21 protein-coding genes and 1 pseudogene are annotated in these 26,795 nt (G+C 72.3%); 13 read left to right on the top strand and 9 right to left on the bottom strand.

From position 1 onward, the window contains the following. Positions 1 to 132 precede the first annotated feature (132 nt). Together ABZY12_RS12595 and ABZY12_RS12590 are read left to right on the top strand one after the other, a co-directional pair. Positions 133 to 3,726 (top strand): right-handed parallel beta-helix repeat-containing protein, encoded by a 3,594-nt coding sequence (locus ABZY12_RS12595; protein ID WP_356889291.1) that lies wholly within the window; start codon positions 133 to 135, stop codon positions 3,724 to 3,726. A 56-nt stretch (positions 3,727 to 3,782) separates the two neighbouring features. Next, complete coding sequence (locus ABZY12_RS12590) at positions 3,783 to 8,720, top strand: CHAT domain-containing protein (RefSeq protein WP_356889290.1); 4,938 nt, start codon at positions 3,783 to 3,785, stop codon at positions 8,718 to 8,720. A gap of 10 nt (positions 8,721 to 8,730) precedes the next feature. Here the strand turns inward: ABZY12_RS12590 and ABZY12_RS12585 are convergent, their stop codons facing one another. The 3 genes from ABZY12_RS12585 to ABZY12_RS12575 all read right to left on the bottom strand — a co-directional run bounded on the left by ABZY12_RS12585 (position 8,731) and on the right by ABZY12_RS12575 (position 9,955). Next, positions 8,731 to 8,901 carry a hypothetical protein gene (locus ABZY12_RS12585; protein WP_356889289.1) on the bottom strand — a complete coding sequence of 57 codons (171 nt, stop codon included), beginning with the start codon at positions 8,899 to 8,901 and terminating at the stop codon, positions 8,731 to 8,733. Beyond that, positions 8,873 to 9,589: a DUF6338 family protein gene (locus ABZY12_RS12580; protein ID WP_356889288.1), complete on the bottom strand. Its 717-nt coding sequence runs from the start codon at positions 9,587 to 9,589 to the stop codon at positions 8,873 to 8,875. Before ABZY12_RS12580 ends, ABZY12_RS12585 begins: the two co-directional genes overlap by 29 nt. A 90-nt stretch (positions 9,590 to 9,679) precedes the next feature. Next, positions 9,680 to 9,955 carry a hypothetical protein gene (locus tag ABZY12_RS12575; RefSeq protein WP_356889287.1) on the bottom strand — a complete coding sequence of 92 codons (276 nt, stop codon included), beginning with the start codon at positions 9,953 to 9,955 and terminating at the stop codon, positions 9,680 to 9,682. 238 nt (positions 9,956 to 10,193) lie between these two features. On the opposite strand from ABZY12_RS12575, the gene ABZY12_RS12570 reads away from it, so the two are divergent. Further along, a complete protein-coding gene (locus ABZY12_RS12570) occupies positions 10,194 to 11,237 on the top strand; it encodes a YihY/virulence factor BrkB family protein (RefSeq protein ID WP_356889286.1) in 1,044 nt (347 codons plus the stop codon). Between the two features lie 195 nt (positions 11,238 to 11,432). After that, complete coding sequence (locus ABZY12_RS12565; RefSeq protein ID WP_356889285.1) at positions 11,433 to 11,648, top strand: helix-turn-helix domain-containing protein; 216 nt, start codon at positions 11,433 to 11,435, stop codon at positions 11,646 to 11,648. Positions 11,649 to 11,702: 54 nt separating this feature from the next. Here the strand turns inward: ABZY12_RS12565 and ABZY12_RS12560 are convergent, their stop codons facing one another. From ABZY12_RS12560 to ABZY12_RS12550, 3 genes are all read right to left on the bottom strand, one after another. Further along, complete coding sequence (locus ABZY12_RS12560) at positions 11,703 to 12,305, bottom strand: isochorismatase family protein (RefSeq protein WP_356889284.1); 603 nt, start codon at positions 12,303 to 12,305, stop codon at positions 11,703 to 11,705. Positions 12,306 to 12,381: 76 nt separating this feature from the next. Beyond that, positions 12,382 to 13,365, bottom strand: coding sequence for a DJ-1/PfpI family protein (locus ABZY12_RS12555; RefSeq protein ID WP_356889283.1), 984 nt, complete (start codon positions 13,363 to 13,365; stop codon positions 12,382 to 12,384). 48 nt (positions 13,366 to 13,413) lie between these two features. Beyond that, complete coding sequence (locus ABZY12_RS12550; RefSeq protein ID WP_356889282.1) at positions 13,414 to 14,931, bottom strand: MFS transporter; 1,518 nt, start codon at positions 14,929 to 14,931, stop codon at positions 13,414 to 13,416. A 172-nt stretch (positions 14,932 to 15,103) separates the two neighbouring features. Between ABZY12_RS12550 and ABZY12_RS12545 the strand changes: the two genes are divergently transcribed. Further along, positions 15,104 to 15,457 (top strand): PRC-barrel domain-containing protein, encoded by a 354-nt coding sequence (locus tag ABZY12_RS12545; RefSeq protein ID WP_356889281.1) that lies wholly within the window; start codon positions 15,104 to 15,106, stop codon positions 15,455 to 15,457. Between the two features lie 153 nt (positions 15,458 to 15,610). On the opposite strand, the gene ABZY12_RS12540 is transcribed toward ABZY12_RS12545, so the two are convergent. Continuing rightward, on the bottom strand, positions 15,611 to 16,303 hold the full coding sequence (locus ABZY12_RS12540; protein ID WP_356889280.1) for an SUMF1/EgtB/PvdO family nonheme iron enzyme: 693 nt from the start codon (positions 16,301 to 16,303) through the stop codon (positions 15,611 to 15,613). A 267-nt stretch (positions 16,304 to 16,570) separates the two neighbouring features. Between ABZY12_RS12540 and ABZY12_RS12535 the strand changes: the two genes are divergently transcribed. From ABZY12_RS12535 to ABZY12_RS12525, 3 genes are all read left to right on the top strand, one after another. Then, positions 16,571 to 17,689, top strand: a complete 1,119-nt coding sequence (locus tag ABZY12_RS12535) for an AI-2E family transporter (RefSeq protein ID WP_356889279.1) — start codon at positions 16,571 to 16,573, stop codon at positions 17,687 to 17,689. A gap of 172 nt (positions 17,690 to 17,861) precedes the next feature. After that, on the top strand, positions 17,862 to 18,284 hold the full coding sequence (locus tag ABZY12_RS12530) for an ATP-binding protein (protein ID WP_356889278.1): 423 nt from the start codon (positions 17,862 to 17,864) through the stop codon (positions 18,282 to 18,284). Between the two features lie 1,226 nt (positions 18,285 to 19,510). After that, positions 19,511 to 20,083: a GNAT family N-acetyltransferase gene (locus ABZY12_RS12525; RefSeq protein WP_356889277.1), complete on the top strand. Its 573-nt coding sequence runs from the start codon at positions 19,511 to 19,513 to the stop codon at positions 20,081 to 20,083. Positions 20,084 to 20,287: 204 nt separating this feature from the next. Here ABZY12_RS12525 and ABZY12_RS12520 read toward each other — a convergent pair whose 3' ends face one another. Next, complete coding sequence (locus tag ABZY12_RS12520; protein ID WP_356889276.1) at positions 20,288 to 20,740, bottom strand: Lrp/AsnC family transcriptional regulator; 453 nt, start codon at positions 20,738 to 20,740, stop codon at positions 20,288 to 20,290. 110 nt (positions 20,741 to 20,850) lie between these two features. Here ABZY12_RS12520 and ABZY12_RS12515 point away from each other — a divergent pair, with 110 nt between their 5' ends. From ABZY12_RS12515 to ABZY12_RS12500, 4 genes and pseudogenes are all read left to right on the top strand, one after another. Continuing rightward, on the top strand, positions 20,851 to 21,468 hold the full coding sequence (locus tag ABZY12_RS12515) for a LysE family translocator (RefSeq protein WP_356889275.1): 618 nt from the start codon (positions 20,851 to 20,853) through the stop codon (positions 21,466 to 21,468). Between the two features lie 271 nt (positions 21,469 to 21,739). After that, positions 21,740 to 22,465 carry an SDR family NAD(P)-dependent oxidoreductase gene (locus tag ABZY12_RS12510; RefSeq protein WP_356889274.1) on the top strand — a complete coding sequence of 242 codons (726 nt, stop codon included), beginning with the start codon at positions 21,740 to 21,742 and terminating at the stop codon, positions 22,463 to 22,465. Positions 22,466 to 22,625: 160 nt separating this feature from the next. Continuing rightward, a pseudogene (locus ABZY12_RS12505) lies at positions 22,626 to 23,018 on the top strand (hypothetical protein); the annotation flags it as partial. Positions 23,019 to 23,115: 97 nt separating this feature from the next. Next, positions 23,116 to 23,580, top strand: a complete 465-nt coding sequence (locus ABZY12_RS12500; RefSeq protein WP_356889345.1) for a hypothetical protein — start codon at positions 23,116 to 23,118, stop codon at positions 23,578 to 23,580. 70 nt (positions 23,581 to 23,650) lie between these two features. Here the strand turns inward: ABZY12_RS12500 and ABZY12_RS12495 are convergent, their stop codons facing one another. After that, positions 23,651 to 25,432, bottom strand: coding sequence for an NlpC/P60 family protein (locus ABZY12_RS12495; RefSeq protein ID WP_356889273.1), 1,782 nt, complete (start codon positions 25,430 to 25,432; stop codon positions 23,651 to 23,653). A 347-nt stretch (positions 25,433 to 25,779) separates the two neighbouring features. Here ABZY12_RS12495 and ABZY12_RS12490 point away from each other — a divergent pair, with 347 nt between their 5' ends. Continuing rightward, a complete protein-coding gene (locus tag ABZY12_RS12490) occupies positions 25,780 to 26,547 on the top strand; it encodes a restriction endonuclease (RefSeq protein WP_356889272.1) in 768 nt (255 codons plus the stop codon). The last annotated feature ends 248 nt before the right edge of the window (positions 26,548 to 26,795 follow it).

Here is a 26,795-nt window from a genome sequence, read left to right as displayed (position 1 = left end):
CGCTCGCGGGCGGCGGCGGCGCTGGGCTACGTTGAGCGGACATGCAGGGGGCATGCCGACGGGGGTGTGATGGCACAGGCGCTTGATCATGACGTCCGTGACGGAGCGCCGCCGGAGGCTGTCCGTGTCCGTATGCCGAGGGAGGCACGCGGAGAACCGCTCCTCCTCGCCGTGCCCGTCGTCGGCGCGCTCGCGCTGTGCGCCTTCGGGGCGGCCGCCGCCGACGCCACGCCGGTGCGGACGACCGTCGTCGGCCTCGGCGCGGTGGTGTGGGCGGTGGTGCTGTTACGGCTCCTGGCACGGGCCGTGGTGACGGTGGAGCTCGTCGTCGCCCCCGACCGACTCGAACTCCGCAGGGGGCGGCGGCGCGTTCGGCTCGCCCGGGACGAGGTCGAGGGCGTGTTCCTGGTGCCCGATCCCCGCACCGCGCCGCCCGCCGACGGGACGCCCGCCGTAGGCGCGCCCGCCGTGTTCCGGGGGCGGCTCATGGTCCGGACACGCGCCGGGTCCCCGGCGGGCCTGGCGTCACGAGGGACACCGAAGTGGTCGGCGCCCTGGCAGGCCGTCGAGTTCGACCCGCGGGCCTTGTCCCTGACCCCCGCCCGCCTCGGTGAGCTCTTCGCGCCTTTCGCCGGCGGCCGTTGGCACGGCGACGCCGCGCTGCCCCTCGACCGGTCGGGCGGGGTCACCGTCCCCGGACGACTGCTGCCCTGGTACGCGTCCCTGGTGCTGCGGACACGGCCGCTGTCGGCCTTCGCCGTTCTGTGCGCCTCGGGCGCGGCGGCGGCCGGGCAGGCCATCGCGTTCCCGCAGACGATCGCGGTCGCCACAGCGGGGCTGACCGTCGCCGTGACGGGTCTGGGCCGGCTGACCCGTCGCCTCGCAGACCCGTGCCTGCTGCGTGTCGACCAGGACGGGGTACGACTCAGGGTCGGCTCGACCGAACGCGCCCTGACCTGGGGCGAGGTGAGCGAAGTGACGACCGGCCCGGTTCTCGCCCGGCGTGGCGGCTCCGTGAGCCCGACGACCGCCGTCCTCGCGCGGCTCGCCCCGGGCGCGTCCCCGCCCGCTCCCCTCCCGCACCGGGCCTTCCCCGCACAGGCCGACCGGCGGCTCGTCGAGATCATGCCGCTGCGCTCCCCCCACCAGGCGTACGGGAGCGGACTCGGCGTCTTCCCCGACCAGTTGGCCGCCACGCTCCGCCGGGTCGGACCGGGCGCCGGTGCCGGCGAGCGAACGGGCAGCGGCGCGGCCGCGGGCCCCGACGGCGCCGCGGCCGCGGACACGGTCGGCGGCCGCGTGCCGCCCCCGCCCGCCACCGGCGAACCCCTCATCCTCCACGTCTCGCCCACCACGCCCGGCGCCCACCGCACCATCGCCTCGGCCCTCCGCGTCGACGCCGGCGCCCGCCCGTTACGGGTGCTGATCGAACCCGGCCGCTACCCCCAGCCGCTCACGCTGCCCGGCACCGTCGAGCTCCGTGCGGCACAGGGACAGGGCACCGTGGTGATCGAGGCGACCGAGGAGGTGACCGTCGACTGCACCGGACACGTCACCCTCACCGGCCTGACGATCGTCAACCGCTCCACCGCCGCCCTGCGCGTCGGCGGCCGGCTCCAGCTGACCGGATGCCGCGTCGATGGGCTGGGGGAGTACGCCGTACAAGCGCTGCCCCAGGCCGAGCTGACGATCGAGGAGTGCGAGATCCGCGTCGGCCGCACCGCGCTCCCGGGAGCCCGCGCCACGGTGCGCCGCACGAAGTTCCTGGCCGCCAAGGGCGACGCGGTCGCCCTCACCCAGGGGGCCCACGCCGACCTCGCCGACTGCGAGGTGGCCGACGCCCGCGGCTGCGGGATCAGCGTGACCGGCTCCACCGCCACCATCGAGGACTGCCGACTGCACGGAACCGGAAGCCACGCCGTCTTCGCGACCCAGCACGCCGAGGTCCGCATGGCGCGCTGCGTCGCCCGCGACATCCACTCGACCGCACTCTCCTTCGTCGACCAGGCGCGCGGCACCATCGAGGACACCACCGTCTCCGGCGCGAAACACGGCATGTACATCGCCCGCGGCGCCGACCCGACCGTACGCGGGAGCCGGTTCGACAACTGCCGTGTCACCGGCGTCAGCGTGGGCGAGCAGGGCCTCGGGCGGCTCACGGACTGCACCTGGGAGACCATCGGCGACACGGGCATCAACGTCACGGACGGCGGCGCGCCCGTCGTGGACGACTGCCGGCTCCGGGACGGGCGGCTGGGGGTCGTCGTCCACAAGGCGCAAGGCCGGTTCACCGGCCTGCGGATCAGCGACCACACCTCGAGCGCGGTGCTGATCCGTGACGAGTCCGCCGTCGAACTGAGCGACGTCCACCTGCGGGGCTGCGCCACCGGGCTGCTCGCCCGGGGCGCGTCGGTCAACGTCACGCTCGCCGACGCGACCCTCACCGACGTGACCCACGCGGGCGTCGCCATGGAGGGCACGGCGCGGCTGACGGTCGAGCGCTGCACCATCGAGCGGACGTCGCTGTTCGGCTTCAACTGCCGCGACGACACGCACCTCTCGGCTCGGGAGTGCGTCGTGACGGCCCCCGGCGAGGCCGGCTTGCTCGCCGTGTCGACCGCGCACGTAAACGTCGACCGGCTCACCGTCACCGACTCCGGCGGCTGCGGCGTCATCGCCGGCGACAACTGCCGGGTGTCGGTGGCGCACGCCGTGCTGCGGGGTGGCGAGGGCGACGGCATCCGTCTCGGCGCCTCGGTCCTCGGCCGTTTCGAGGACTGCGAGATCACCGGTTACCGAGGCGAGGCGATCTCCGGGACGAGCGATCGCGTCCGCTTCGACGACGTCCGCACCGGCGGCGCCGAGACCACCGGCACCGATGCCACGGGCGCCGACACCGCCGGCCGGCCCCCGCGCCCGCCCGAGGCCGCCCCCCTCACCGCGCTGCACCGCATGATCGGCCTCGACGCCGCCAAGCGCCAGGTCGACGTGCAGGTCGATCTGATCCGGCTCGCGAAGTGGCGGAAGGCGGCCGGCCTGCCCGTACCGCCCGTCGCCCACCACCTGGTCTTCTCCGGCCCGCCCGGGACGGGCAAGACCACCGTGGCCCGGCTGTACGGACAGATCCTCGCCGCGCTCGGCACGCTGAAGAAGGGACACCTCGTCGAAGTGGCCCGCGGCGACCTCGTCGGCGAGTACCTCGGACACACCGCCCAGAAGACCCAGCGCGTCTTCGAACGGGCCCGCGGCGGAGTCCTCTTCATCGACGAGGCGTACAGCCTGGCCCGTACGTTCGGATCCGGGGCGGACTTCGGCCAGGAGGCCATCGACGTCCTCACCAAACTCATGGAGGACCACCGCGACGACGTCGTGGTGATCGCGGCGGGATACACCGAGGAGATGCGTACGTTCCTCAACTCCACTCCCGGGCTGCGCTCACGCTTCTCCCGCACCATCGAATTCGTCGCGTACGAGCCCGGCGAGCTGACGCGGATCGTCGAACTCCAGGCGGACACCCTCGAATACCGTCTCGCCCCCGAGGTCGCGGCGCTGCTCACGGAACGCTTCGAACGGCGCGCCCGACGCGGCGACACCGCCAACGGACGCGACGCGCGCACCCTGTTCGAGGCGATGATCGAGAGCCAGGCCGGACGGCTCGCCGGACACGAACAACCCACACGCGAGGAACTCGTCCTGCTGCTCGCCGACGACATACCCGGCGCATAGACCGGGTCGCCGGCGGCGTGAGCTGCGGTGCGGGGACGGGAAAAGGACACAGGCACGTGACGGTCGACGACACGGCGCACATCATTCTGGACCGCGCCATGCGCGCGGACGACGATCCCGAGGCGCTGCGCTGGTTCCTGACCGACGAGGCCGCGGCGGCCGCCGACGACGTGCGTCGCGACGCCCGACTGCCGGACGGGAACGTCCTGCTCGTCGGCGTCCACGCGATCGCGTACTACGACTGGTGCCGGTATCTCGCCGGCGAGGGTACGGACGCGGCGGCGCTCGGCTCGGCCATGCTCTGCTTCGTCGACACCTACCACGCCGATCCCGGGAGCGTACCGCCCGTCCTCGCTCCGCTGCTGGCCATCCTCGCGGGCGAACCCGCCCGAGCGGACACCGACCCGGGCGACGCCTACCAGGCGGGCGCCGCGATCCTCGTCCTCTACCAGCAGCGCCGCCACCCCGCGGCGCTGCCCTTCGCCGCCGTCCTGCTGCGCCACGCCGCCCAGGGCTTCCCGCCCGGCAGCGCCGAACAGGGCACCTGCCTGTCCGACCTCGGCCTGGCGTACCTCTACGCGTTCCGGGACGGTGCCGGCCACGCCGTGCTCGCCGAGGCCGTGGAACACAGCCGCGCCGCGGTGGCCGCCGCACCCGGCGAACGGGTCGAACAGGCGCGCCGGCACGGCAACCTGGGGTTCGTGCTCCGACACTGGGCGGAGGCGACGGCGGACCCGGCCACGGCTCGGGAGAGCGTGACCGAGCTGCGGCACACGATGCGGATCAGCGAACCGGGCGACCCGTTCCACGGCCTTCACCTCGCCCAGCTCGGCTCCGCGCTGGTCACCGCGGCGGTGTCGCTCGAGGACACCACGCTGCTGCCGGAGGCCGTGCGGGTCCTGCGCCAGGCCCTGGCAGCCGAGTCGAACGACCAGCCACCGCCCGCCGGTTACCTCTCGGACCTGGGGACAGCTCTGGTCGTCCTCTCCCTCGCACCCGGGACGGCCACGGAACAACCACCCGCCGACACCGACCGTAAAGCCCTCTTCGACGAAGGCATCGACGCCTGCCGGCGAGCGGCCGACACGGCGCCCAACCCCGTCGAACGCGCCCTCTACCTCACCAACCTCGCCCTCGTCCTCAACGCCCGTATTCTGCGCACCGGAAACCCCGGCGTCCTCGACGCCGCCCACGACGCCGCGCGCGACGGCCTGGCGGCCGCACCGCCCGGACACCCCGCGCACGTCCGGGCGCAGCACATCATGGGCGAGGTCCTGCGCTCCCGGTACGTCGCCCGGGGCGGTCTCCACGACCTCGAAGCCGCGATCGACAGCGTCCGCCAGGCGTGGGACGCCACCGGGCCCGACGAACCGCAGCGGGTGGACCGCGGCGTGGACCTGGCCGATCTGCTGCGAATGCACGCCGGCGCCGTCGGCGGGCCCGTCGCCCTCGCCGAGCCCGTCGCCCTGCTGCGGCGCCTCGCCGACGACACCCCCGCCCACTCCACCGATCGGGTCCGTGTCCTGGTGAAGCTGGCCAGGGCGCTCGACGCTCTGGGACACGGCCCGGGAGAGGCGGCCACGGCGGCCGCCGAAGAGGCGGTACGGATCTTCAGAGACTGCCTGGCGAGGCCGGACTCGGGGGGCTCCCACGAAGCCGGAATACGCTTCGCCCTCGGCATGGCGCTCGCCCGTCGCACGGACCGGCCCGCGGCGGAATCGGAGGCCGCCGGCCCGGACGCCGACCCTGACGCCCGGCGGGAAGACGGGCGGCGGGACCGGGAGGAGGGGTTCGCCCTCGTCCGGCAGGCACTCGCGCTGCTGGAACGCGACGATCCGCGGCGCTCGGAGTACCTGTCCGACTACGGCTGCCTCCACCTGGAACACGCCGCCGAAACCGGCGACCCGGCCGATTACGCGGAGGCGGTGCGCCTCCTGCGCCAGGCCGTGGCGTGCACACCCCCCGGCAGCGGAGCCGAGGAGGCCGCGCGCCGCTCGAACCTCGGCGCCGCCCTCATCACCCTGGCCGCGCTGAACGCCGACGAGGAACTGCTCGCCGAGGGGGTGCGGGCCCACCGGGACGCCGTCAGGGTGACAGCGCCGGGCGACCATTACCGCCCCCATCGCCTCGGCAACCTGGGGGACGCGCTCCAGCACCTCGCCCAGTTCCGCTCCGACCCCCACCTGCTGGAGGAGGCCGTCGAGGTGCTGCGCGAGGCGGGCCGCGCCGCCGGCACCGGCAGATCCCGCAACTTCGCCCGCCTCGGCAACGCGCTGCGCTCGCTCGCCCGCTTCACCGGAGACGCCGCTCCGCTCGACGAAGCCGTCCACTGGCACCGGCAGGCCGTCGACGCGGCACGGAACGGCACGGAGCACCCCATCGGTGAACAGGGCGCGGCCCTGCCCGCCGCCCTGATCGGCCTCGCCAGCGGTCTCGTCGACCGCTTCCGCCGCACCCACGACGAGTCGCTTCGCGCCGAGGCGTTCGCGCTCTACCGCGAGGCCCTCGCGGCCGCCCGCACCCCCGGCGACCGGACCGTCGTCCTCACCGATTACGGATACACCCTGTGGCGCCGAGCCGTCGACACCGCCGACGACACTCTCATGGACACCGCGATCGGCATGCTGCGCGAGGCGGCCGCCACCGTGCCCGCCCGGCACACGGGGCTCGGCGGTGTGCTCACGAACCTCGGCTCCGCCCTGATGACGCGCGTCCGGATCACCGGAGACCGCACCTGGCTCGCCGAGGCCGTGACCGTGCTGCGCCGCGCCGTCGACGAGAGCCCACCGACCGCCTTCGCGCGCGCCGTGATGCTCACCAACCTCGCCGAGGCGCTCCGGATCCGGTACGAGAACACGGGGGAACAGGCCGACGCCGACGAAGCCGCCCGCCTGCTGCGGGAGGCCATCTCCCTCGAACACGGCGTGCGGCACGGCAGGGACCTCGCCCGCGTCAGCCTCGGCGTCCTCCTGCACAGCCTCGCCACCCCCGGCCACGCCCTGGCCCGGGACGCGGACCCCGCCGCACTCGCCGAGGCCCGCGACGTCCTGGAGGACGCCGTCGCGGGCCTCGACGACGGCCACCCCCGCCGTACCTTCGCCCTGATGAACCTCGCCGCCACATGCGTGATCACCGCCGAACTCGCCGACGACGAGACCGGCCCCGCCGCCCGCTCCGCCCTCGACCGGGCGGTGAGCGCCGCCCGGGAGGCACTCGCCCGCGTCCCCGACGGACACGCCGACCAGGCCCGCATCCAGTGGCTCCTCGCACGGGCCCAGACGCGGCGCGCCCTGATCGGCGAGCAGGCCGACCTGGCCGAGGCGACCCGGCTGGCCAGGCAGGCCGCGCACAACCCCGTCTCGCCGGTCGCGGTCCGGCTGCTCGCCGCGCGGGTCTGGGGCGACGCGGCGGCCGCCTCGGGCCGGCACTCCGAGGCGCTCACCGGTCACACCTACGCCGTCGGCCTGCTTCCCCGGCTCGCCCCGCGCAGTCTCGCCCGCGCCGACCAGGAGGACCGGCTCGGCGCGGGCGCGGGCCTCGCCTCCGACGCCGCCGCGCTCGCCCTGAGGGCGAACGACCCGGTGGCTGCCCTCACCCTCCTCGAACAGGGTCGCGGAGTGCTGCTCGCCCAGGGCCTGGAGGCCCGCGGCGACCTCTCCCGGCTGCGTGCGGCCGACCCCGCCCTCGCCGACGAGTTCGAGCGGGTCCGCGACGCCTTGAGCGTGACTCCGCCGCGTCCCGCGGGCATCCGGACCGACCTCACCGCTCCCGACCGCCGGCACGCCGAGGACGACGCCGGGCTGCTGGCCGAGTCACGGCACGCACTCGCCCGGAGCTGGGACGACCTGCTCGACCGGATCCGCCGACTTCCCGGCCTGGAACGCTTCCTGAGCCCGCCGGCGGTCGCGGACCTGCTCACCGCGGCCGCCGCGGGTCCCGTCGTCGTGGTCAACGTCAGCCAGTACCGCTCCGACGCGCTCGTCGTCACCGCCGACGGCGGCATCGACGTCGTACCGCTGCCCGCCCTCACACCGACCGAAGCCGTCACCCGCGCCGCGGACTTCCTCGTCGCCGTCGAGGACGCCTACGGAGCCACGGCCGCCCCCCAGGCCCTCGTCGCGATGCGGACGCTCTCCGACACCCTGGAATGGCTGTGGGACGCCGTCGCCGAACCGGTCCTGGACCGCCTCGGCCTGCGCACGACCCCGATCGACGACGAACCCTGGACCCGGCTGTGGTGGTGCCCCACCGGGTGGCTGTCCTTCCTGCCGCTGCACGCCGCGGGCCGCGTGCGCCCCGGCTCGGCCGAGAACGTCATGGACCGCGTCGTCTCCTCGTACACACCCACCCTGCGCGCGCTGGTCCGCGCCCGCCGCGCATCCGCCACGGCCACCCCGCGGCACCCCGCCCCGCTGGTCGTCGCCCTCGCCGAGACCCCGGGCGCGAACCCGCTGCCGGGCGCGTCCCACGAAGCGCGACTGCTGCGCGACCTGTTCCCCGCGGCGGTCGAACTGGCCGGCGCCGCGGCCACCGTCGACGCCGTGCGCCGCGAACTCCCCGCCCACCCCTGGGTCCACTTCAGCTGCCACGGCGTCAGCGACCCGATCGAGCCGTCCGAGAGCGGCCTGATCCTCCACGACGGACGGCTCACCGCGCTCGACGCCGCCGCGCAACGTCCCGACGAGGCGGTCCTCGCCGTCCTCTCGGCGTGCTCCACGGCCCAGGGCGGGCTTCTGCTCCCCGACGAGTCCGTGCATCTGGCGTCCTCGTTCCAACTGGCCGGGTACCCGCATGTGATCAGCACCCTCTGGCCCGTCGCCGACAAGGTGGCCACCCGCGTGGCCGAGCGGTTCTACACCGCTCTCGCGGACGACCTCGCGGGGGACCGCCCCATCGACCCGGCCACGGCCCTGCACGGTCCGGTCCGGGCCCTGCGGGCCCGTCTCGTCCACGCACCGCACCTCTGGGCCGCGCACATCCACACCGGGCCCTGACGGCCCGGGCTCAGCCGGCCGCCGGATCCGCGGTGTCGCCCAGTGCGGTGCCCGACGGGGCCTGCGGCACGTCCTCGGGCTCGGGGACGTCGTCGGTGGGCCGGTAGGTGCGGCGCTCGGAGAACTCCTCGAGCAGCGCCTCCAACTCCTCGTCACTGGGCTCGTGTTCGTACTGCGTCACCCTGCTCTCCTTCCTCCCCGGTGTCCGCGGAGCCGTCCGGCGGAACCGGAACCGGTACGTGAACCGGTGCGGGCGGATCCAGCAACTCCAGTACGTCGACGTCGGCGGCCCGCAGATACACGCCCCCGGTCCCCGGCACCCGCCCGAGGAACCTGCCGTCGGGCCCCATGCGGTACTGAGCCTGCAGATAGACGTCCCCCTGCTGGGGATACGCCGACACGGCCGACCGCGTCCCCAGCCAACCGCCCACCCACAGACCGTTCTTCATGCGCGCCCGTACGAAACAGGACCCCCGGTCACGGAAGAGCGCGTCCCAGGCCGTGGGCGTCGGTTCGTACCGCGCCCGGCTGCGACGCCTGCCCCACGCGGCCTCAGCCCACGCGATGCCCGACGGCACCAGGACCACGAGGAGCAACGCGGCGAGCCCCGCCTCCCGAGGCCGCGCCGTCGCCCCGGCGAGCGGGCCCGCTCCGTCGCCCACGAGCAGGCGTACCAGCCACGGCCCCGCGATCACCGCGTACACGGCGTCGAGCAGCGCACCCGCCGCGATCGCGCGCACCAGCCGGTTCTGGGGCTCCTGCTCGGCGGCCACGGCTCCCCGCAGATGCTCGCGCACGGCCTGGTAGAAGACGCCGGGCAGCACCAGGATCAGCAGAATGGTCAGCTGCTGCACCGTCCCCGGAACCATGGCTCCCCTTCCCCGGCCCGCGCCTCACCAACACCCTTGGCCACACCGTACGTTGCGGTCCGTCGGGCTGCCCACCCACCCCGTACGGGGTCAATGGTCACGCCGGGCGCCGAACTCGAGCCGCTGGGGTGCCTGCCCCGCGTCGCGATCGGCGAGGGGAGCGCCGGGGCCGGTCAGGCCGAAGGGGACGCCGATGCTCTGGCACATGCGGCGGGCGCGGGCGACGGCGCTGAGCGTCGCCGGGGACGGCTCGCTCGCGGGCAGCTCCACGGTCACCTCGGCGGGGCGGTGGGCGTGGACGAGTGCTTCGATCTGCAGCGCGGCGGCGGCACGGTTCGTGACGTCGAGGTTCTGGTGGATCCTCACACGCAGGATGCCGTTGTCGAGGGTGTGGCTGATGAACAGGGTCTGCCTCCCGTCACGTATGCGCAGCTCAGCTCGGAGGCCGGCGCGCCCTGACAGTGTGCGGGACAGGAGGCGGCCGGAGCGAGATGACGCGCGCAGGGGCGGGGGTGTCTCCGCCGACCGGTCCGGCGGGTGGCGGCGCCGGCCGCCCTGGCCACCGAGCATGTTTTCTCCCCGCTACACGGGTCATACGGTGGGTATGAACCGTTTTGACCCACGACGTGAGGGTGACGACGAACCCCGGCCGGCCACCGGCGCGAGCGAGGAACCCGGACCCGGACCGGACGTGGAGCGCGAGGCCCCCGACAAGCCGACCGAGCTGTCGGGGAAATCCTTCGGCCACGTCCTGCGCCGGACGCTCAAGGAGTTCAAGGACGACGAGCTCACCGACAGGGCGGCCGCCCTGACCTACTACGGCGTCCTGGCCCTCTTCCCGGCTCTGCTGGTGCTGGTCTCCCTCCTGGGCATCGCCGGCGCGAACACCACGCGGAAGGTGCTCGACAACATCCAGCAGCTCGCACCCGGCGCCGCACGGGACATCATCACCAACGCGGTGACCCAGCTGCAGGGCAGCGCCGGGGTCGGCTCCGTCCTGGCGATCGTCGGTCTGCTGGTGGCCCTGTGGTCGGCCTCCGGATACGTGGCCGCGTTCATCCGCTCCTCCAACGCCGTCTACGACCTGCCCGAGGGCCGGCCTGCGTGGAAGGTGCTGCCGGTGCGGATCGGCGTGACCGTGGCCCTGATGCTCATGGCCTGCGCGAGCGCGCTCATCGTCGTCCTCTCGGGCGGCATCGCCCGGCAGATCGGTACGGCCCTCGGAGTCGGCGACACGGCGATGACCGTCTGGTCCATCGCGAAGTGGCCCGTGCTCGTCGTCCTGGTCATGCTGATGGTCGCGCTGCTCTACTGGGCCGCGCCCAACGCCAAGGGCCGCGGCTTCACCTGGGTCAGTCCGGGCAGCGCCCTCGCCGTGGTGATCTGGCTGCTCGCCTCGGCCGGCTTCGCCTTCTACGTGGCGAACTTCGGCTCCTACAACAAGACCTACGGCACCCTCGCCGGAGTGATCATCTTCCTCGTGTGGCTCTGGATCACCAACCTCGCCATCCTGCTGGGCCTCGAGTTCGACGCCGAACTCTCCCGCGAGCGGGCCATCCTCGGCGGCCATCCGGAGCACGAGGAGCCCTACGTCGAACCGCGCGACACCCGCGCGTGGACCGACGAGGACCGCCGACGCCTGCCCTGACTACTCCGTGCCCAGCGCCAGGCCGTCCGGGGGCAGGCCGCGCTGGAAGTCCTTGGGCGTCGAAGATCTCCCCGGCGGTGACGACCCCGGTGGCCCGGCCGCGGCCGGTCAGGATTCGCCCGGCGGCCTCGACCACGATCGGCGCGGTGACGGCGTGATGCCGGCCACCGCGCCCGCGGAGGTGAAGCGCTCGGGATGTCGCCGCTGCGCTGGGTGCTCCAGCGGCGGGTGCGCCGGGCCGGGCAGTTCCTGGAGACCAGCGACCGGCCCATCGGATGGATAGCCGCGACCTGCGGCTTCAGTGGGCCGGCCGGCCTGCGGGCCCATTTCGCCCGGATCGTCGGCATGTCGCCCAGCGCCTACCGACGGACGTTCCACCAACGGGCCGGCGCGGAGCGCGCCGCCGGCTGACCGTCGGCGCCCGGACGGCCGGAACGGCCCGCACCACTGCCCTGACCGGTCGGGTCAGGTGGTGAGGTGCTCGACGGTGGGAGCCACCGTGCCGAACAGGTCCGTGATGGTGGTCAGGCTTCCCTTCTGGAGGAGGGCGGCGGGCACGGTGCTGCCGTCGGGCGCGGTCAGGGAGCGGGTGGCGGTCGCCTCGGCGACGACGGTGGGCCGGTAACCGAGGTTGAAGGCGCCCTGCGCGGTGAAGGCGACGCACATGTGGGTCATGAAACCGGCCAGCACCAGGTCGGGTGCCGAGCCGAGGTCGCGCAGCGTCTTCTCCAGGTCGGTGCGGTGGAAGGAGTCGGGGAACCGCTTGACCACGACCGCTTCGCCGTCGACGGGCGCCACTTCGGGACTGATGGCGCCGATCTCGGCGCGGATGTCGTACGGGGTGCCCTCGCCCCCGTCGTTGATGACGTGGACGACCGGCGTGCCGGCCGCGCGAGCGGCGGCCAGCAGCCGGGCCCCGGCGGCCAGTGCGGGCTCGACGCCGTCGACGGCCATGACACCGGTGCGGTAGGTGTTCTGGAAATCGATCATGATCAAGGTGGTCTCGCCGAGACGGGGGAGCGTGGTGTCGAGACCGATGACGTCACGCAGGGACGCGGAGGCATTCATGGGTGAAAGGGACCTTTCGGATCGTAAAAGGGCATGACAAGACCGCGGTTGTGGCGAACTCGTCGCGCCCGGGGGGTCAGGAAGCGGTACGAAAACGGCGGCGGTAGGAGGCCGGGGTGGTGTTGATCTGCTTACGGAACGCGCGGTGCAGCGTCTCCACCGAGCCCAACCCGGTGGTCGCCGCGATCCGCTCCAGTGGCTGATCGGTGGTCTCCAGCAGGCGGCGGGCCGCTTCGACCCGGGCGGCTTCCACATAGGCGGCCGGGCTGGTGCCGGTCTCCTGCCGGAAGACCCGGGCGAAGTGACGCTCGCTCAGGCACATGCGCTCTGCCAGCGCGGGCGCCGACAGATCGTCGTCGAGGTGCTCGGTGATGAACACACGCAGCTCGTCGATGTCCCTGCGGGCCGCCGCGGGCCGGCTCAGCGGCACGCTGAACTGGCTCTGCCCGCCCTGCCGCCTGAGGTACATCACCAGCTGCCGGGCCACGGCCAGGGCCAGTTCCTCACCGTGGTCCTCGGCCACCAACGCGAGTGCCAGGTCCATACAGGTGCTGATGCCCGCCCCGGTCCACACCCGGCCGGAGCGGACGAAGATCGGGTCGGCGTCGACCCGTACCCGCGGATGGTCGGCCGCGAGCTGCGCCGCGGTCGACCAATGGGTGGTCGCCCGCCGCCCGTCGAGCAACCCGGCCGCCGCGAGCAGATGCGCGCCCACGCATACGGACGCGATCCGCCGTGCGTACGGCGCCGTGGCCCTCACCCACTCCACCACGGTGTCGTCGACCCGGGCCACCGGACCTTCCGGGCGCAGCTCCACCGCGCCGGGGACCAGCATTGTGTCCACCGCGGCCCCCACCTCGGCGAAGGCCATGTCCGCCAGCAGGCGCACTCCGGCCGACGTCACGACCGGGCCGTCGTCGGGGCCCGCCAGACGGACCGTGTACGCGGCCCGGTCGCCGGCCTCCCGGTTGGCCAGGGCGAACACCTCGGCCGGGCCGGTGACATCGAGCAGATCGACATCGGGGAAGACCGCGATGACGACACGGTGGGGAGTGGGCATGCGTCCATCGTCACGGTGGCGCGGCATGACCGCAATGACGGCTGCCTGTCACATCCGGCCATGGCTGGTCGTCGTGGCGACGGCCGGAGCCGCGCCCTCCCGTACCACCGACAGCGGCTCGGCGATGTCCTCCAGCGAGCGCCGTTCCGCGTCGACCGCCAGGAACGCGGCCACGATGCCTGCCGCGCACATCAGTCCGGCGCCGATCTGGAAGGCGAGTACCGTCTCGCCGACGACGCCGGACGCGGTGAGGTCGGCGAAGATCAGCGGGCCGCTGATACCGCCCGCGGCCGTGCCGAGCGCGTAGAAGAAGGCGATGGCCATCGCACGGGTCTCCATGGGGAAGATCTCGGAGACCGTCAGATACGCGCTCGACGCGCCCGCCGAGGCGAAGAACAGCACCACGCACCAGCAGGCCGTCAGCGTCGACGCGGTCAGCGAGCCCCGGTCGAAGAGCCATGCGGTGCCGAACAGCAGCAGACCCGAGAGGAGGTACGTCGTCGAGATCATGATCCGGCGGCCGACGGTGTCGAAGAGCTTGCCGAGCAGCAGGGGCCCGATGAAGTTGCCCGCGGCGATGACGGCGAAGTAGTAGCCGGTATGACCGGTCGGCACGTCGAAGAACGTGGTGAGAATGGCGCCGAAGCCGAAGGTGATGGCGTTGTAGAGGAACGCCTGGCCGATGAAGAGCGAGAGACCGAGGACCGCGCGGCGCGGGTAGCGGCCGAAAACCGTCTTGGCGATGAGGCCGAAGCCGATGCTCTTGCGCTGGTGGATGGTGATCTCGCCGGCAGGCGGCGGCAGCGGCTCGCCCTTCTCCTCCTCGATCTCCCGTTCGACGGACGACACGAGCTTCTCGGCGTCCTCGCCGTGGCCGTGGATGAACTGCCAGCGCGGACTCTCCGGAACGTGCCGACGGACCAGCAGGATCACCAGGCCGAGCACGACGCCGAGAGCGAAGCTGAGTCGCCAGCCGACGTCCTGGGCGAAGATGTCGGTGTCCAGCATCACGATGGACAGCAGGGCGCCGCCGATCGCGCCCAGCCAGTAACTCCCGTTGATGATGAGGTCGACCCGCCCCCGGTACCGGGACGGGATCAGCTCGTCGATCGCGGAGTTGATGGCCGCGTACTCGCCACCGATACCGAAGCCGGTGAAGAACCGGAAGAGGAAGAACCACCAGGAATCGAACGACAGCGCGGTCAGCGCGGTGGCGGCCAGATAGACGGCCAGCGTGACCATGAACAGCCGTTTGCGGCCGTACCGGTCGGTCAGCCTGCCGAAGAACAGGGCGCCGGAACAGGCGCCCGCCACGTACAGGGCGGCGGCGACGCCGGTGACCTGCGCCGAGGTGATGTCCAGGCCGCTGCCGTCCTCGGCGATGCGACCGGCGACGTTGCCGACGATCGTGACTTCCAGTCCGTCCAGGATCCAGACGGTGCCGAGACCGATCACGATCATCCAGTGCCACCGTGACCACGGCAGCCGGTCCAGACGGGCCGGAACGGCGGTGGTGACGGTGCCGGTGGAGGCGGGCGCAGAGGCCGCCGACGATTCCGCTGTCATGGTTCCCTCTCCGTTGAGCGACCGCACCCCGTATGCCCTGGAACGGGCAGGCCATGCCCTCTCTCCACACGGGGTGTGCGGCGGAGTTTCCCGGGCACGGGATTCCGGACGTCGACAGCGCGCCGCTGGAACGCGGTGTGTTCTCACCTTGCGACGAAGGAGTGATGTGCGCATGACCGAGCACGTGTGGAGCTACGGGGCCACTTCCGGACACCTTCCCGGCACGGATCTGACCGGGTGGAAGGTGGAGGCGACGGACGGCCGGATCGGTAAGGTCGACAAGCACTCGGACGAGGTCGGGAACGCCTTCCTGGTGGTCGACACCGGGGCGTGGATCTTCGGCAAGGAGGTGCTGCTCCCGGCGAGCACGGTGACTCGCGTCGACCTCGAGGAGCAGGCGGTCCACGTGGGTCTCACCAAGGAGCAGATCAAGGGCGCGCCGGAGTTCCACTCGGACAAGCACCTTGCCGAGGTGCAGCGCCGGGAGGAGATCGAGGCGTATTACCGGACCGGCGGGTTCTTCTGACGGGGCCTGCGCTTCCTGACGCGGCCTCCGCTGGGCGTTCGGGAGAGCCGTCCGCCGGGCGTTCGGGAGTTGACGGTCCCCCGCTGGGAGCGGCGCGAGCCGGCCCGGCAGGGGACCTCTCGTCTGTCGGAACGGGTTCTAGGCGCCGCGCTGTCAGCGACGCACGGAGGAGCGCGCGAGACGGAATCCCACGTCGTCGACCTGGAAGGTCGGATGGCTGCGGCGTCGCGCGGACGCCCGGCAGCTCCAGTGCTCGTCGAACCAGCCGCCTCCGCGCAGCACGCGATAGGTGCCGTAGACCTCGGGATCGTAGAGGTCCCAGCACCAGTCCCAGACGTTGCCGAGCATGTCGTGGAAGCCCCAGGAGTTGGGGCGCTTGCCACCCACCTCGTGCGCGCGTTCCCCAGCGTTGTCGCGGTACCAGGCGATCTCGTCGAGCGGCCCGTAGCGCGGCCCGCCGGTGCCGGCACGGCAGGCGTGCTCCCACTCGGCCTCGGTCGGCAGCCGGTACCCGTCCGCGGACGTGTCCCACTCGACGGTCTCGCCGTCACCGTCGGAGTCGCCGTCGTCGAGGCGATAGGCCGGCGTGAACCCTTCTCGTTCGGACAACGCGTTGCAGAACCGGACCGCGTCCCACCAGGAGACGCCTTCGACGGGCAACCGGTCCCCGTGGGCGGCGGCGGGCCGCAGGCCGGTGATCTCTCCGTACAGACCTTGCGTGACAGGGAACGCCGCGAGTTGGCAGGCCGCGACATCAACCGTCCAACTGCGTCGCGTTCGCCGGTCCGACAGCACGACCTGCCCCGGCGGGACGGCGATCATCTCTTTCCCGGTGCGCGTGCCCATGGGCAGCGACCCTACCCCCGCCCGACCGCGGCCGCGCCGGCGGGCCGAGTCCCTGATGCGCGCGGGCAGGTGGAACAACACCGTCGAACCGGCGGTCCGAGCCGATGAGTTCACCGCCCCTCGAAACGGCCGCGCCAGTCGCCGTCCGTCGTGTGGTCGAGGGCCTTCGCCGGACGAGGCGGTCACGGTCGCGCTCAGCGAGCCCCAGGCCGCCTGCGACCAGCGGCGATTCCACCGGGGGACGGGAGTGTCCATAGGGTGACCTCCATGTCTGCCATGTTGAGTTCGACAAAAGCCGCCGGTGCGCTCCGGACGGCAGCGCGTGTCTCCATCGAGTTGATGGTCGTCCTGGTCATGGCGGCGGTCGCCGTATGGCTTCTGGGCCGTATGTGGTCGGTCGTCTGGCCGCTCATAGTGGGCCTGTTCCTCACGACGCTGACCTGGCCCGTGGCACGCTTCCTGCGCGCCCGCGGATGGCCCCCCGCCCTGGCCGCGTCGGTGGTGACCGTGCTGTTCCTGCTGGTCGCCACGGGCATCGTGGCGCTGATCGCGGTGCCGACGGCCTCTCAGTCGGGGGAGCTGGCCGACGGCGTGGTGGAGGGTATCCAGAAGCTCCGTGAGTGGGCCGCCGGGCCGCCGCTGAACATCGGCGACGACCAGATCAGCGGCGCCTTCGACGCCGCGATCGCCCGCGTCCAGGACAGCGTCGGCAGCGTGGTCACCGCCGTCGTCTCGGGAGTGGGCACCGTGTTCAACGGCGTGGTCACCGCCGTCCTCGCGCTCTTCCTGATGTTCTTCTTCCTCAAGGACGGCCCGCGGTTCCTGCCGTGGCTCACCCGTCAGCTCCCGGGCCGGCTCGCCACCGACGTCCCGGTCGTGGCCGCGCGCGGTTGGGACACCCTGGGCGCGTTCGTGCGCTCCCAGGCCGTCGTCGGCCTGCTCGACGCCGTATTCATCGGCCTCGGACTCTGGATCCTGGGCGTACCGCTGGTGCTTCCGCTGGCCGTACTGACCTTCGTGTCGGCGTTCGTACCGATCGTCGGCGCCCTGTTCGCCGGCCTGGTCGCGGTACTCATCGCGCTGGTGTCGAACGGTCCGACGGACGCGCTGATCGTGCTCGCGATCATCGTCGTGGTGCAGCAGCTCGAGGGCAACGTCTTCCAGCCCATGATCCAGAGCCGCGGCCTCGGCCTGCATGCGGCGGTGGTCCTGCTGGCCGTGACGCTGGGCGGCAGCCTGGCCGGCATCGTGGGCAGTCTGCTCGCGGTACCGGTGGCCGCGCTGATCGCCGTGGTCTGGAACTATCTGCGCGAACAGCTCAGTGAGCCGGCGCGTGAGCCGGAGACGGACGAGTCGCACGCCGGCGCCACCGGCGCCACCGCGTAGGCGACGCCCATGCCGGCCGACCGGGAGGGCGCCTGGTCGGTGGCCGGCGCCGGCGACCTTCTCGGGACGCCACCTGTTCCCCGGACGCCTGCCCGGAGGAATGCCGGGTACCTGAGACTCCCGGTGGAAACCGACAGGAAAGCTGCAACAGGCCGTAAGGGGAGTGTGGACAGTGGTGGTCAAGGCGATGGGTTGGGCGCACTCGTTCCCCGTGTCCGGGGGCGTGCGGGCAGGACGGCACTGGACGCGGGGACACCTGGCGACGCTGCCATGGGCGGCCGAGGAGCCCGAGACCGTGGACGCTGTCGTCCTGACGGTGTCGGAGCTGCTCACCAACGCCCATGTGCACGCCCACAGCGACGCGCACCTGGTGCTCACGTGGGACGGCGACTGTCTCCACGTGAGCGTCCACGACGACGATCCGACCCTGCCCCGCCCTCGCGACCCGGATGCCGGTGAGGTCTCCGGCCGGGGCGTGGGCATCGTGCAGGCCCTCGCCGACGAGTGGGGGATGAGGTGCCAGCGGCACGGCAAGGTGGTGACCGCGTGCTTCCGCCCGGCGGTGCCCCAGGGGGACGACGACCCCTCGGCCTGACGGGGAACGGGGTGCCCCGGCACCGAGCCCTTCTCGTACGCCCTGTGATGAGGGCGGTCGATGGCCGTCGCGTTTCGTTGTCGGCGAGGGGCGGTGCGGCCGACGGCCACGTCGGCGGGTCGGAACAGCGAGGCCCGCGAGGACGCGAGGCGCTGCGAGTCCACGCGAGGCACCGCCAGGCACCACGAGGCCACGAGCGTGAGGCCGCCCGGGCCGCTGTGGGTGCCGTACCGGCCGTCGGCCGCCGCGTATCGCCGCCGTTGCCGCCGTTGCTTGCCGTCATCGCCGGGAGGCAGTACCCCGGCGTGCGCCCGGCTCGTTCGTCAGGTCATGAGAAAGAACGAGAACACCCGCCTCGAGCCACACATGAAGAGGTCTTCAGCGAATCCGGATCAGGGAGCTTGCCGCCTCCCGGCGGAGACGTTCGCCGGCGCTCTCGCTCGTCCCCGACCGGAGGTCTGACGTGCGCCTCCGCCTTCTCCTGGTCCCGCTCCTCCTGGCAGGCACACTCACGGCGTGTACGTCCGTCGACGGCCCCGCTCCCCGGCCGCCGCACCCCCAGGCTCCGGAACCTCGGCCCGCGGGCGTGCCCGCCCCCCAGCCGGTCGTCGAGACTCCGTCGTCGCCGACACCGGGACCCTTCCGGGAGGAACTCGCTTCCGCCGAACCCGCGCCGGCGAACGGCGAGCGATCCACTCCACCGCAGACCCCGAAGGGCACCGCCGGGCCGGGCCGACGGAAACCGGCCCCGGGCCACCACCCCGCGCCGCGAGAGAAGGCGACGGGGAAGCCTGCGGGGAGCAAGCAGGCCAAGAAGCGGAAGCGGCGCCCCGCGCACGCCCCCGCCGCGCCTCGCTCGACGTACGACATGAGGAATCTCTGCCGACAGTCCGACGGCGTCGTCCATCCCGGCATTACGGGGCTGTGCCGCGACACCTACGGTCGCTGACGCCGCGACCCCCCTGAAACCAACGGCCCAATCCTTCACCCACCCCGCCCACTTGGGCGGACGTATGTACGGGGCGAGCGACTCTGCCCGTCCTCCCGTGCCGTCGCCTCGTTCCTTCGGATTACTTCGGATTACTTCGGAAAGTCCGGGGCACACGAGGAGAGCCCCAGCTCCGCACGTCGGCCGAGCTGGGGCTCCTCCGGACGCGCGGGCCTCGCCGTGGGGCGCGCCTCGGCGCCGTGCGGCGTTGTCCCGTACGCCGTGACATCGTGGTGTCATGACCATCGACGTTCGCCCGGCCACGGTCTTCGAGGACGTCCGTACCCTGCTCGGCCCGAAGTCCCCCGAGGCCAACGTCTGTTGGTGCCTGAGCTACCGGATCCCGTCCAAGGTCAACAACGACCTGCGCGGGCAGGCCCGCGGTGCGTACGTCGCCGATCTGTGCCGTACGGGCCCACCTCCGGGAGTCATCGCCTACGACGGCGACGAGCCGGTCGGCTGGGCCGCTGTGGCCCCCCGCGCGGACACCTCGTTCGCGCGCAACCGCAAGATCCCACACGTCGACGACCTACCGGTCTGGTCGCTGTGGTGCATCCGTGTACGCCCCGGTCACCGCAAGAGGGGCATCTCCCACGCCCTCATCGCCGGCGCGGTCGAGTTCGCCCGCACCCACGGCGCACCGGCGATCGAGGCGTACCCCCTCGACAACGGTGACGCCAAGGTCGACCTGACGATGGCGTACGCCGGAATCCGGAAGAACTTCGAACGCGCCGGGTTCACCTACGCCGCCGACACCACCTCGGTGCTGGCCGGCCACCCCCGCGTGCTGATGCGGCTCGACCTGCGCTGACAGCCCGGCCCTCGGCCGCCGGCGCGCCCGTCTTCGGAGCCCAGGCCGACACCACCGATCAGGACCGCGAGGCGGGGCGCCGGGCTCGGCCAGGTGCTCCGCGGTGAACCGGACTGGGCGTTCCCTTCCCCCGCCGTAGGACTCCGGTTCGGCCGATCGCCGGGGCAGCAGGAGTACGCCGCGTAGTCCTGCCGTGGCGGGTGACTACTCGGGTAGCGGGCGATCGTCGATGACGTTCTTCATGACGAGGGTGGAGGTCAGGCGCTGGACGCCGGGCAGCCGGGCGAGCTGCTGGTCGTAGAGCTGTTGGAAGGCGGCGAGGTCGGTGGTGGCGACGCGCAGGAGGTAGTCGGGTTCGCCGAAGAGGCGCTGCGCCTGGATGACGTGGGTGATGGCGGTGACCGCTTCTTCGAACGCGGTGACGGTGTCCGGGTCCTCCCAGCGCAGGGTGGCGAAGACGAGGGCTTCGAAATTCAGGCCCACGGCGGCCGGGTCGACGACGGCGCGGTAGCGGCGGATCGCGCCCTCGCGTTCCAGGTCCCGCAGGCGGCGGTGGCAGGGGGAGACGCTGAGCTGCACGCGGGCGGCGAGCTCGGTGACGGTCAGACGGCCGTCGAGCTGCAGTTCCGTAAGAATTTTTCGGTCCAGGGCATCCATGGGGAAGATTCTCCCCGCAAAGACGAGATCACGGGGTAAATGCGCAAACACTTTCGGGCAAATCACGCCTAGCCTTCCCTCTCGGAGCAACATGTGAGAGGGAACGATCGATGGACACGACCACGCTGGCGGCCTTCCTGGCAGTGGATCTCCTGCTGGTTTTCACGCCTGGCGCGGACTGGGCCTATGCGATCTCGGCGGGCCTGCGGGACCGTTCGGTCGTCCCCGCGGTCGCCGGGCTGATCGCCGGACATGCCGCGTACGCGCTCATGGCCGTCGCGGGCCTGGCGGTGATCGTGGCGAGCTCCCCGGCCGTGCTCACGGCGCTCACCATCGCCGGCGCCGGCTACCTGCTGTGGCTCGGCTGGGGCGTACTGAGGCAGCCGGCCGCCCTGGCCTCCGCAGAGGGGGCCGTGGGCTTCTCCCGCACACAGATCATGCTCAAGGGGGCCGGGACCAGCGGCCTGAACCCGAAGGCGCTCCTGCTGTTCTTCTCGCTGTTCCCGCAGTTTCTCGACCCCGCCACAGGCTGGCCGGTCGCCGCGCAGACCGGGTTGCTCAGCACTGTGCACCTGACCGCGTGCGCCGTCGTCTACCTCACCGTCGGCGTCCTCGCCGGCACCGTGCTGAAGTCCCGGCCCTCAGCCGCCCGGGCCGTCAGCCGGGTCTCCGGTGCCATGATGATCGTCATCGGCGGTTTCCTGCTGGTGGAACGCCTGGCCGGCTGACGTACCCACCGCGTAGGCGTACGTCTACGAAGGAGAGCGCGCGGCCGGTCCCGAGCCGAGCTGAAGCACCGAGTGGCCCACCTGGACGCCGTACACCTCGACCGCACTCTGCCGGATCCCTTCGCCGATCGACGGCAGTGGCGTGCTGACCTCTGGTGGCATCGCCGTCTTACGGTAGGCGGGGAGGCGATGTGAGGTTCGTGGTCCGGTCCAGGACTCCCATGCGAGGAGCTGTCATGCACGAGGCCGGCGTCCGAGAGGCGGTGCGCTTGTGAGCCGGATCCTGGTGACCGGTTCCGCGGACGGCCTTGGGCGTGCCGCGGCGGATTCCCTGTTGTCCGCGGGACACGAGGTCGTGGTGCACGCCAGGAACGAGGAGCGTGCGGCGAGCCTTCACGCGCTGGTCGACCGCGGGGCGGACATCGTCGTGGGCGACTTCACGGAGCGGGACGCCGTACGGCGCGTCGCCGCCGAGCTGAACGACGCGAAACCGCTCGACGCGGTGGTCCACAACGCCGGCGTCTGGAGGGGACCGGCGGTCATGCCGGTCAACATCATCGCGCCGTATCTGCTCACGGCCCTGCTGCGCGGACCGCGCCGGCTGGTGTATCTGAGCAGCGGTTCTCACTTCAGTGGGCGCCCTTCGCTCGCCGGGGTCGACTGGCGGGGCGAGACCGCGGGTTCGTACTCCGACAGCAAGCTGTTCGTCACCACACTCGCGGCCGCGGTGGCTCGCCTGCGCCCAGGGGTGTTGAGCAACGCCGTGGATCCGGGCTGGGTGCCGACGAAGATGGGCGGACCGAACGCACCGGACGATCTCGAGCTCGGGCATCGGACGCAGGAGTGGCTCGCTTCCAGCGACGAGCCGCAGGCGCTGACCACCGGCGGGTATTGGTACCACCGCCAGCTGATGCGGCCACACCGCGCCGTCCACGACGAGTCGTTCCAGGACCGCCTCCTGCGAACGCTGGCCGACGAGACGGGCACCGCGCTCTGACTGATCGCGGCCCTGTGGTGCCGCCTTCGTACGGTGTGCGCGGCTACCAGGCGTATGCCTCAGAGCCTCCGGGCCGGTCGTCGTGATCGACACCGTCGGCGTGCTCGAACGCGAACGCGGCGGCACGCTGGAAGGAGTTGCCCTGACAGAGGTGAGCGCCATGGGTAACGCGTCAGGACAACAGCCTCCGTGGTGGGGAGACCGCCAGCCGCCTCCCGGCAGCGCGGGCGGTGGCTGGGCCCCGCCGCCCCGACCGCCGAGGAGGTCCAGGACGTGCCTGATCGTCACGCTGGTTCTTGTCGCCCTCGCGGTGCTCATCGGCATCGCGGCTGTCGCCCTGCTCGAACGCGCCGTGTACCGGCTGGTGAGAGAAGCCCTCACCAACGCCACCGAACACGCCCCGGGCAGCACGGTACGGGTCGCCATCACGCACGACACCGACCACACCCGCGTCCGCGTCGTCGACTCCGTCTCGCCCGAGCGGAGTTTGCCCGACGCGGAGGGCAGCAAGAGCGGTCTGGCAGCACTGCGCGAACGCGTGACGGTCCCCGGCGGCACCTTGCGAACCGGCACCCATGAGGGTGGCTTCCTCGTCAGCGCCACCCTGCCGCACCACGCGACCGCCCAGGCGGCACCAGGGGAACGGCCCGATGAGGAAACCCCCCCACCCGTTGCCCCCACGCGGCACGACGGACGCTCTCTCGGAGGACGCCACCGGTGGCGCGGCACCCGAATCGGCACGCCGGCTGAAGCACGTACGGCGCAGCGCCCGGCGACGGTTCGCGGCCGTCTTCGCCGTCCCGGCCGTGGCCGCGGTGTTCTTCCTGCCCGCTGCCGCCTATCTGGCCCATCAGCTCACCACGAGTGTCCTGCCGCCCTCCCGCTACGAGGAGATGCGCGTCGGCCAGTCACGCACCGACGTCGCGCACCTCCTCCCGCCACGGCCTTTCCCGTACCCCCCTGACGAGGCCAAGGCCGCGCCCCGACCGCCCGGCGCCACCTGCGACTTCTACCGTTCGAGCGGCAGCCTCCTGGATGAGGTCGATCTGTACCGCTTGTGCTACTCCGGCCCCAGGCTGGTCGCCAAGGACACACTCGCGGCGGGTACGGAGTGACCGATCGCCTCCCGGACGGAGGGCCGCCGACTCCGCAGCCGACCGGGGCGCGGCAGCGGGCGGCTTCGGTTCAGAACCTGCGGATCACCCGCAGCGAGTCCGTGTACAGGTCGCCCTTCTGCTCCGCGGTCGACTTCCTGCCGTTGAGGATCGACTTACCTCCGAGGTCGGCAAGGGTCGGCCCGTTCGGCGTCTTGCGGCTGGAGACGAAACGCAGACCGCCGTGCTGGTCCTGCCCGACATAGATCCCGGTGTGGTCGATGACGCCCTCGTCGGTCTCGGGATCCGCGGGGTCGGAGACGGTGGCGTCGAAGTAGACGACGTCGCCGATCCGCAGCCCGGTGAGCGACGGCGCCGCGCTCGTGCCCTTGGCCACCACCACGCCGGGACCGCTGGCGGACTGGTGCCGCGAGGTGCGGGGCAGGTTGCGGCCGTCGAAGTTCTTGTAGGCGACCATCGGGATGCCCAGGTGGTGCCCGTAGACCATCCGGACGAAGCCGGAGCAGTCCAGACAACCCTTGAAGGCGGGATCGGCGACCTTGCTCTCGCCGCTCGCGGTGAAGGTCCAGTCGAGCCCCATGTACTCGTGGAAGTCGGCGCCGATGTACCGCAGCCCGGCCGCGTCCGGCTTGCTGTACTCGGACTCGCCGACCACGGTCGCACCCTGGAGCGCGGGATCGGTCACCGCGGGAGCGAAGGGCCGGTACATGGAGGCGTACGCGAGCGCGTCGGGAGAGGTGTCGCCCGCCCATGCGCGGATCCGCTGCTCCAGCGCGGGCGTCCAGGTGCCGTCGAAGGGCGTCGGCAGCACCCGTACCCAGGTGTCGTGGCAGACCACCGGCGGGTCGGCCCACAGCGCCGACTCCACGTCGAAGTCGTAGACGCGGGCCTCCAGAGTCGTGGTGCTGCCGGGGGAGGCGTACGCGCGGACTCCGAAGGTGCCCGTGTCGAAGACCTTGGCCGGGTCCTTCTCGGGATCGGCCAGGCTGTGGTGCCACGTCTCCCGGGGCTCGTCGGTGCCGTGCCGCCAGGCGCGGGCGCGCAGGAGGGTTCCGGTCTTCTCGACCCGCACCCACCAGTGGTCGTACGCCGCGAAGCCGGTGCCGACCGTGACGGCCGCACCGAGGACGGTCACGTTGTTGGCCAGCGCCTTCTCGAGGAGGAGCTGGACCTCTCCGGCGGGGGTGACGATCAGCCGCGCCCGGTAGTGGTTGCTCACGTCCGTGACCGCGAAGGTGAGGGCGAGCGAGGCGGCCGCGCCGGTCGGAACCTTGTCGAACGAGAAGCGGGCGGCGGCGCTGACATCTCCGACGGCCTTGTCGGGGAGCAGGGCGTGGCGGCTCGTACCCGCCTCGTTGAGGTCGAGCCGGATGACGGCGCGGCCGCCTTCCAGGAAGTAGTTCGTGTCGGGGCCGTTGTACGTGGACCACTTGCCGCCGCCGGGGGAGGAGCCCCAGCCGTTCTGGCCGGCGGGCAAGGTCCGGGTGAAGGCGTCGGCGAACGGTTTCTTCTGCTCGGTGAACCAGCGCTTCGGTCCGCGCAGCGTGACCGTCGTGGCGCCGTGGGTGAGGGTGGCGAGCACCCCCTGGGCGTCCGACACCTCCAGCAGCGCGGGAGTGCCGGAAATCGTACGGGTGGTGAGCGCCCCGGCCGGGTGAGCGGCGAAGTGCCACGGGTCGCACGGGTCGGCCGCCATGGGAAGCCGGCCACTTGGTGCCGTGGGTACGGAGGCGGTCGCCGCCGTGGTCTCCGCGGCCGTCGCCGGCGTGGCGGCGAAGGCGGACGGCGCGAGCGGCAGCGAGCCGCCGACCGCCGCACCGGTCAGCGCGACGAGCGCCGATCTGCGGCTCAAGGAAGACTTCGGCGTGGACATACGGGTACCCCCCAGGGCGGTGATGCGGCAACTGCGGTAACTGCTGTGACGTCAGGGGGACCTTACCGGCGCGCATCGCCCGGGCGACGACCGGCCCACACGGCCGTCCCGTCGTGGCTCCGAGGACATCAGCCCGCTCGCCGGACGCCCTCGCAGGAGCGGCGGTCCCTCTCCCCGCGGCCTGAGCCTCAGCCGCCGGCCGCCACGGTTCGGTACGAGAACTGCCGTACGCGCGCGCCTCGCAGAGCTGTTGAACTCGGGTCGCCCGGGCAGAGGGGTCCTATGAATGATCTTGACATCTTTGCCGCCGCCGGAGGGCTCCGCCCATGACCACTCCCCGCAAGCGCGTCGGCCGCGCACACCAGAGGCCGGCATTCAGCATCCGGCAGCTTCTCCTCTTCTTCGGACTGATGGCGATCGCCCTGTGTGCCGCAGGACTTCTGCTGAAGGTGATGGTCAGGACGGCCGATCGGCATCCTGGTCAGGTGGCGACCATCGTGGTGGTGGTCGTCCTTGTGGCGGTGTCGCTGCGAAGCGTCCGCAACCGCCGCACGGCACGCCGCAGGGCGAGGGCGCGGGCGGTCTTCCCCGATCAAGGCGAGGGGACGACAGTCCATGAGGACGTGCTCGCGAGCGAGTCGACCACGGAGGTCGAAACCGTCCTGCCCCGCTTCGAGGCGGACGAATACGTGGCCATGGACCCTGACACCTTCGAGCAGGCTGTCGCCGCGCTGTGCGCCCGCGACGGCTGTCTCGACGTCCAAGTCGTCGGCGGCGCCGGTGATCTCGGGGCCGACGTGACAGCCACCACGCCCGACGGACGACATCTGGTCATACAGTGCAAACGCTACGGGCCGGTCAACAAGGTCGGTTCCCAGGACGTGCAGAGGTTCGGCGGCACCTGCTTCGCGGTGCACGACGCGTCCGTCGCTGCCGTCGTCACCACGGGGGAGTTCACTCAGCCGGCGACGGAGTACGCGGAACAGTGCGGAATCCAGTGCTTCGACCACGAAGCCCTCGTCGCCTGGACGGAGGGAACCGGCCCGGCCCCCTGGGAGGCCGCACCCGCCGCGGTTCCCGGAGGAACGGCATAGAGCACCACGCACCCAGGGCGTCCGCCGGGCGGGCCGGCGCCCTCCCACGCGCCGGTCACCCCCGAGCGGCAGCGGTGCTTCCGCGCAAGTGACCGGAGTCGCCCCTCGCCGACCGGACCGGCGCGCCCGCCCCCACCGGCCATCGCCACGCACCGTGGCGACACCCACCTGACCACGCCCCTGCCTGGTCCGATCCGTCCGCCCCTCGGTACGTTGACAGGCGTCTGTCGACATGTTGCTATAAGGCG

The organism is Streptomyces sp. NPDC006551, assembly GCF_040611675.1.
In the GTDB taxonomy this organism is placed as follows: Bacteria; Actinomycetota; Actinomycetes; order Streptomycetales; family Streptomycetaceae; genus Streptomyces.
This window is presented reverse-complemented; position numbering and strand designations above follow the sequence as displayed.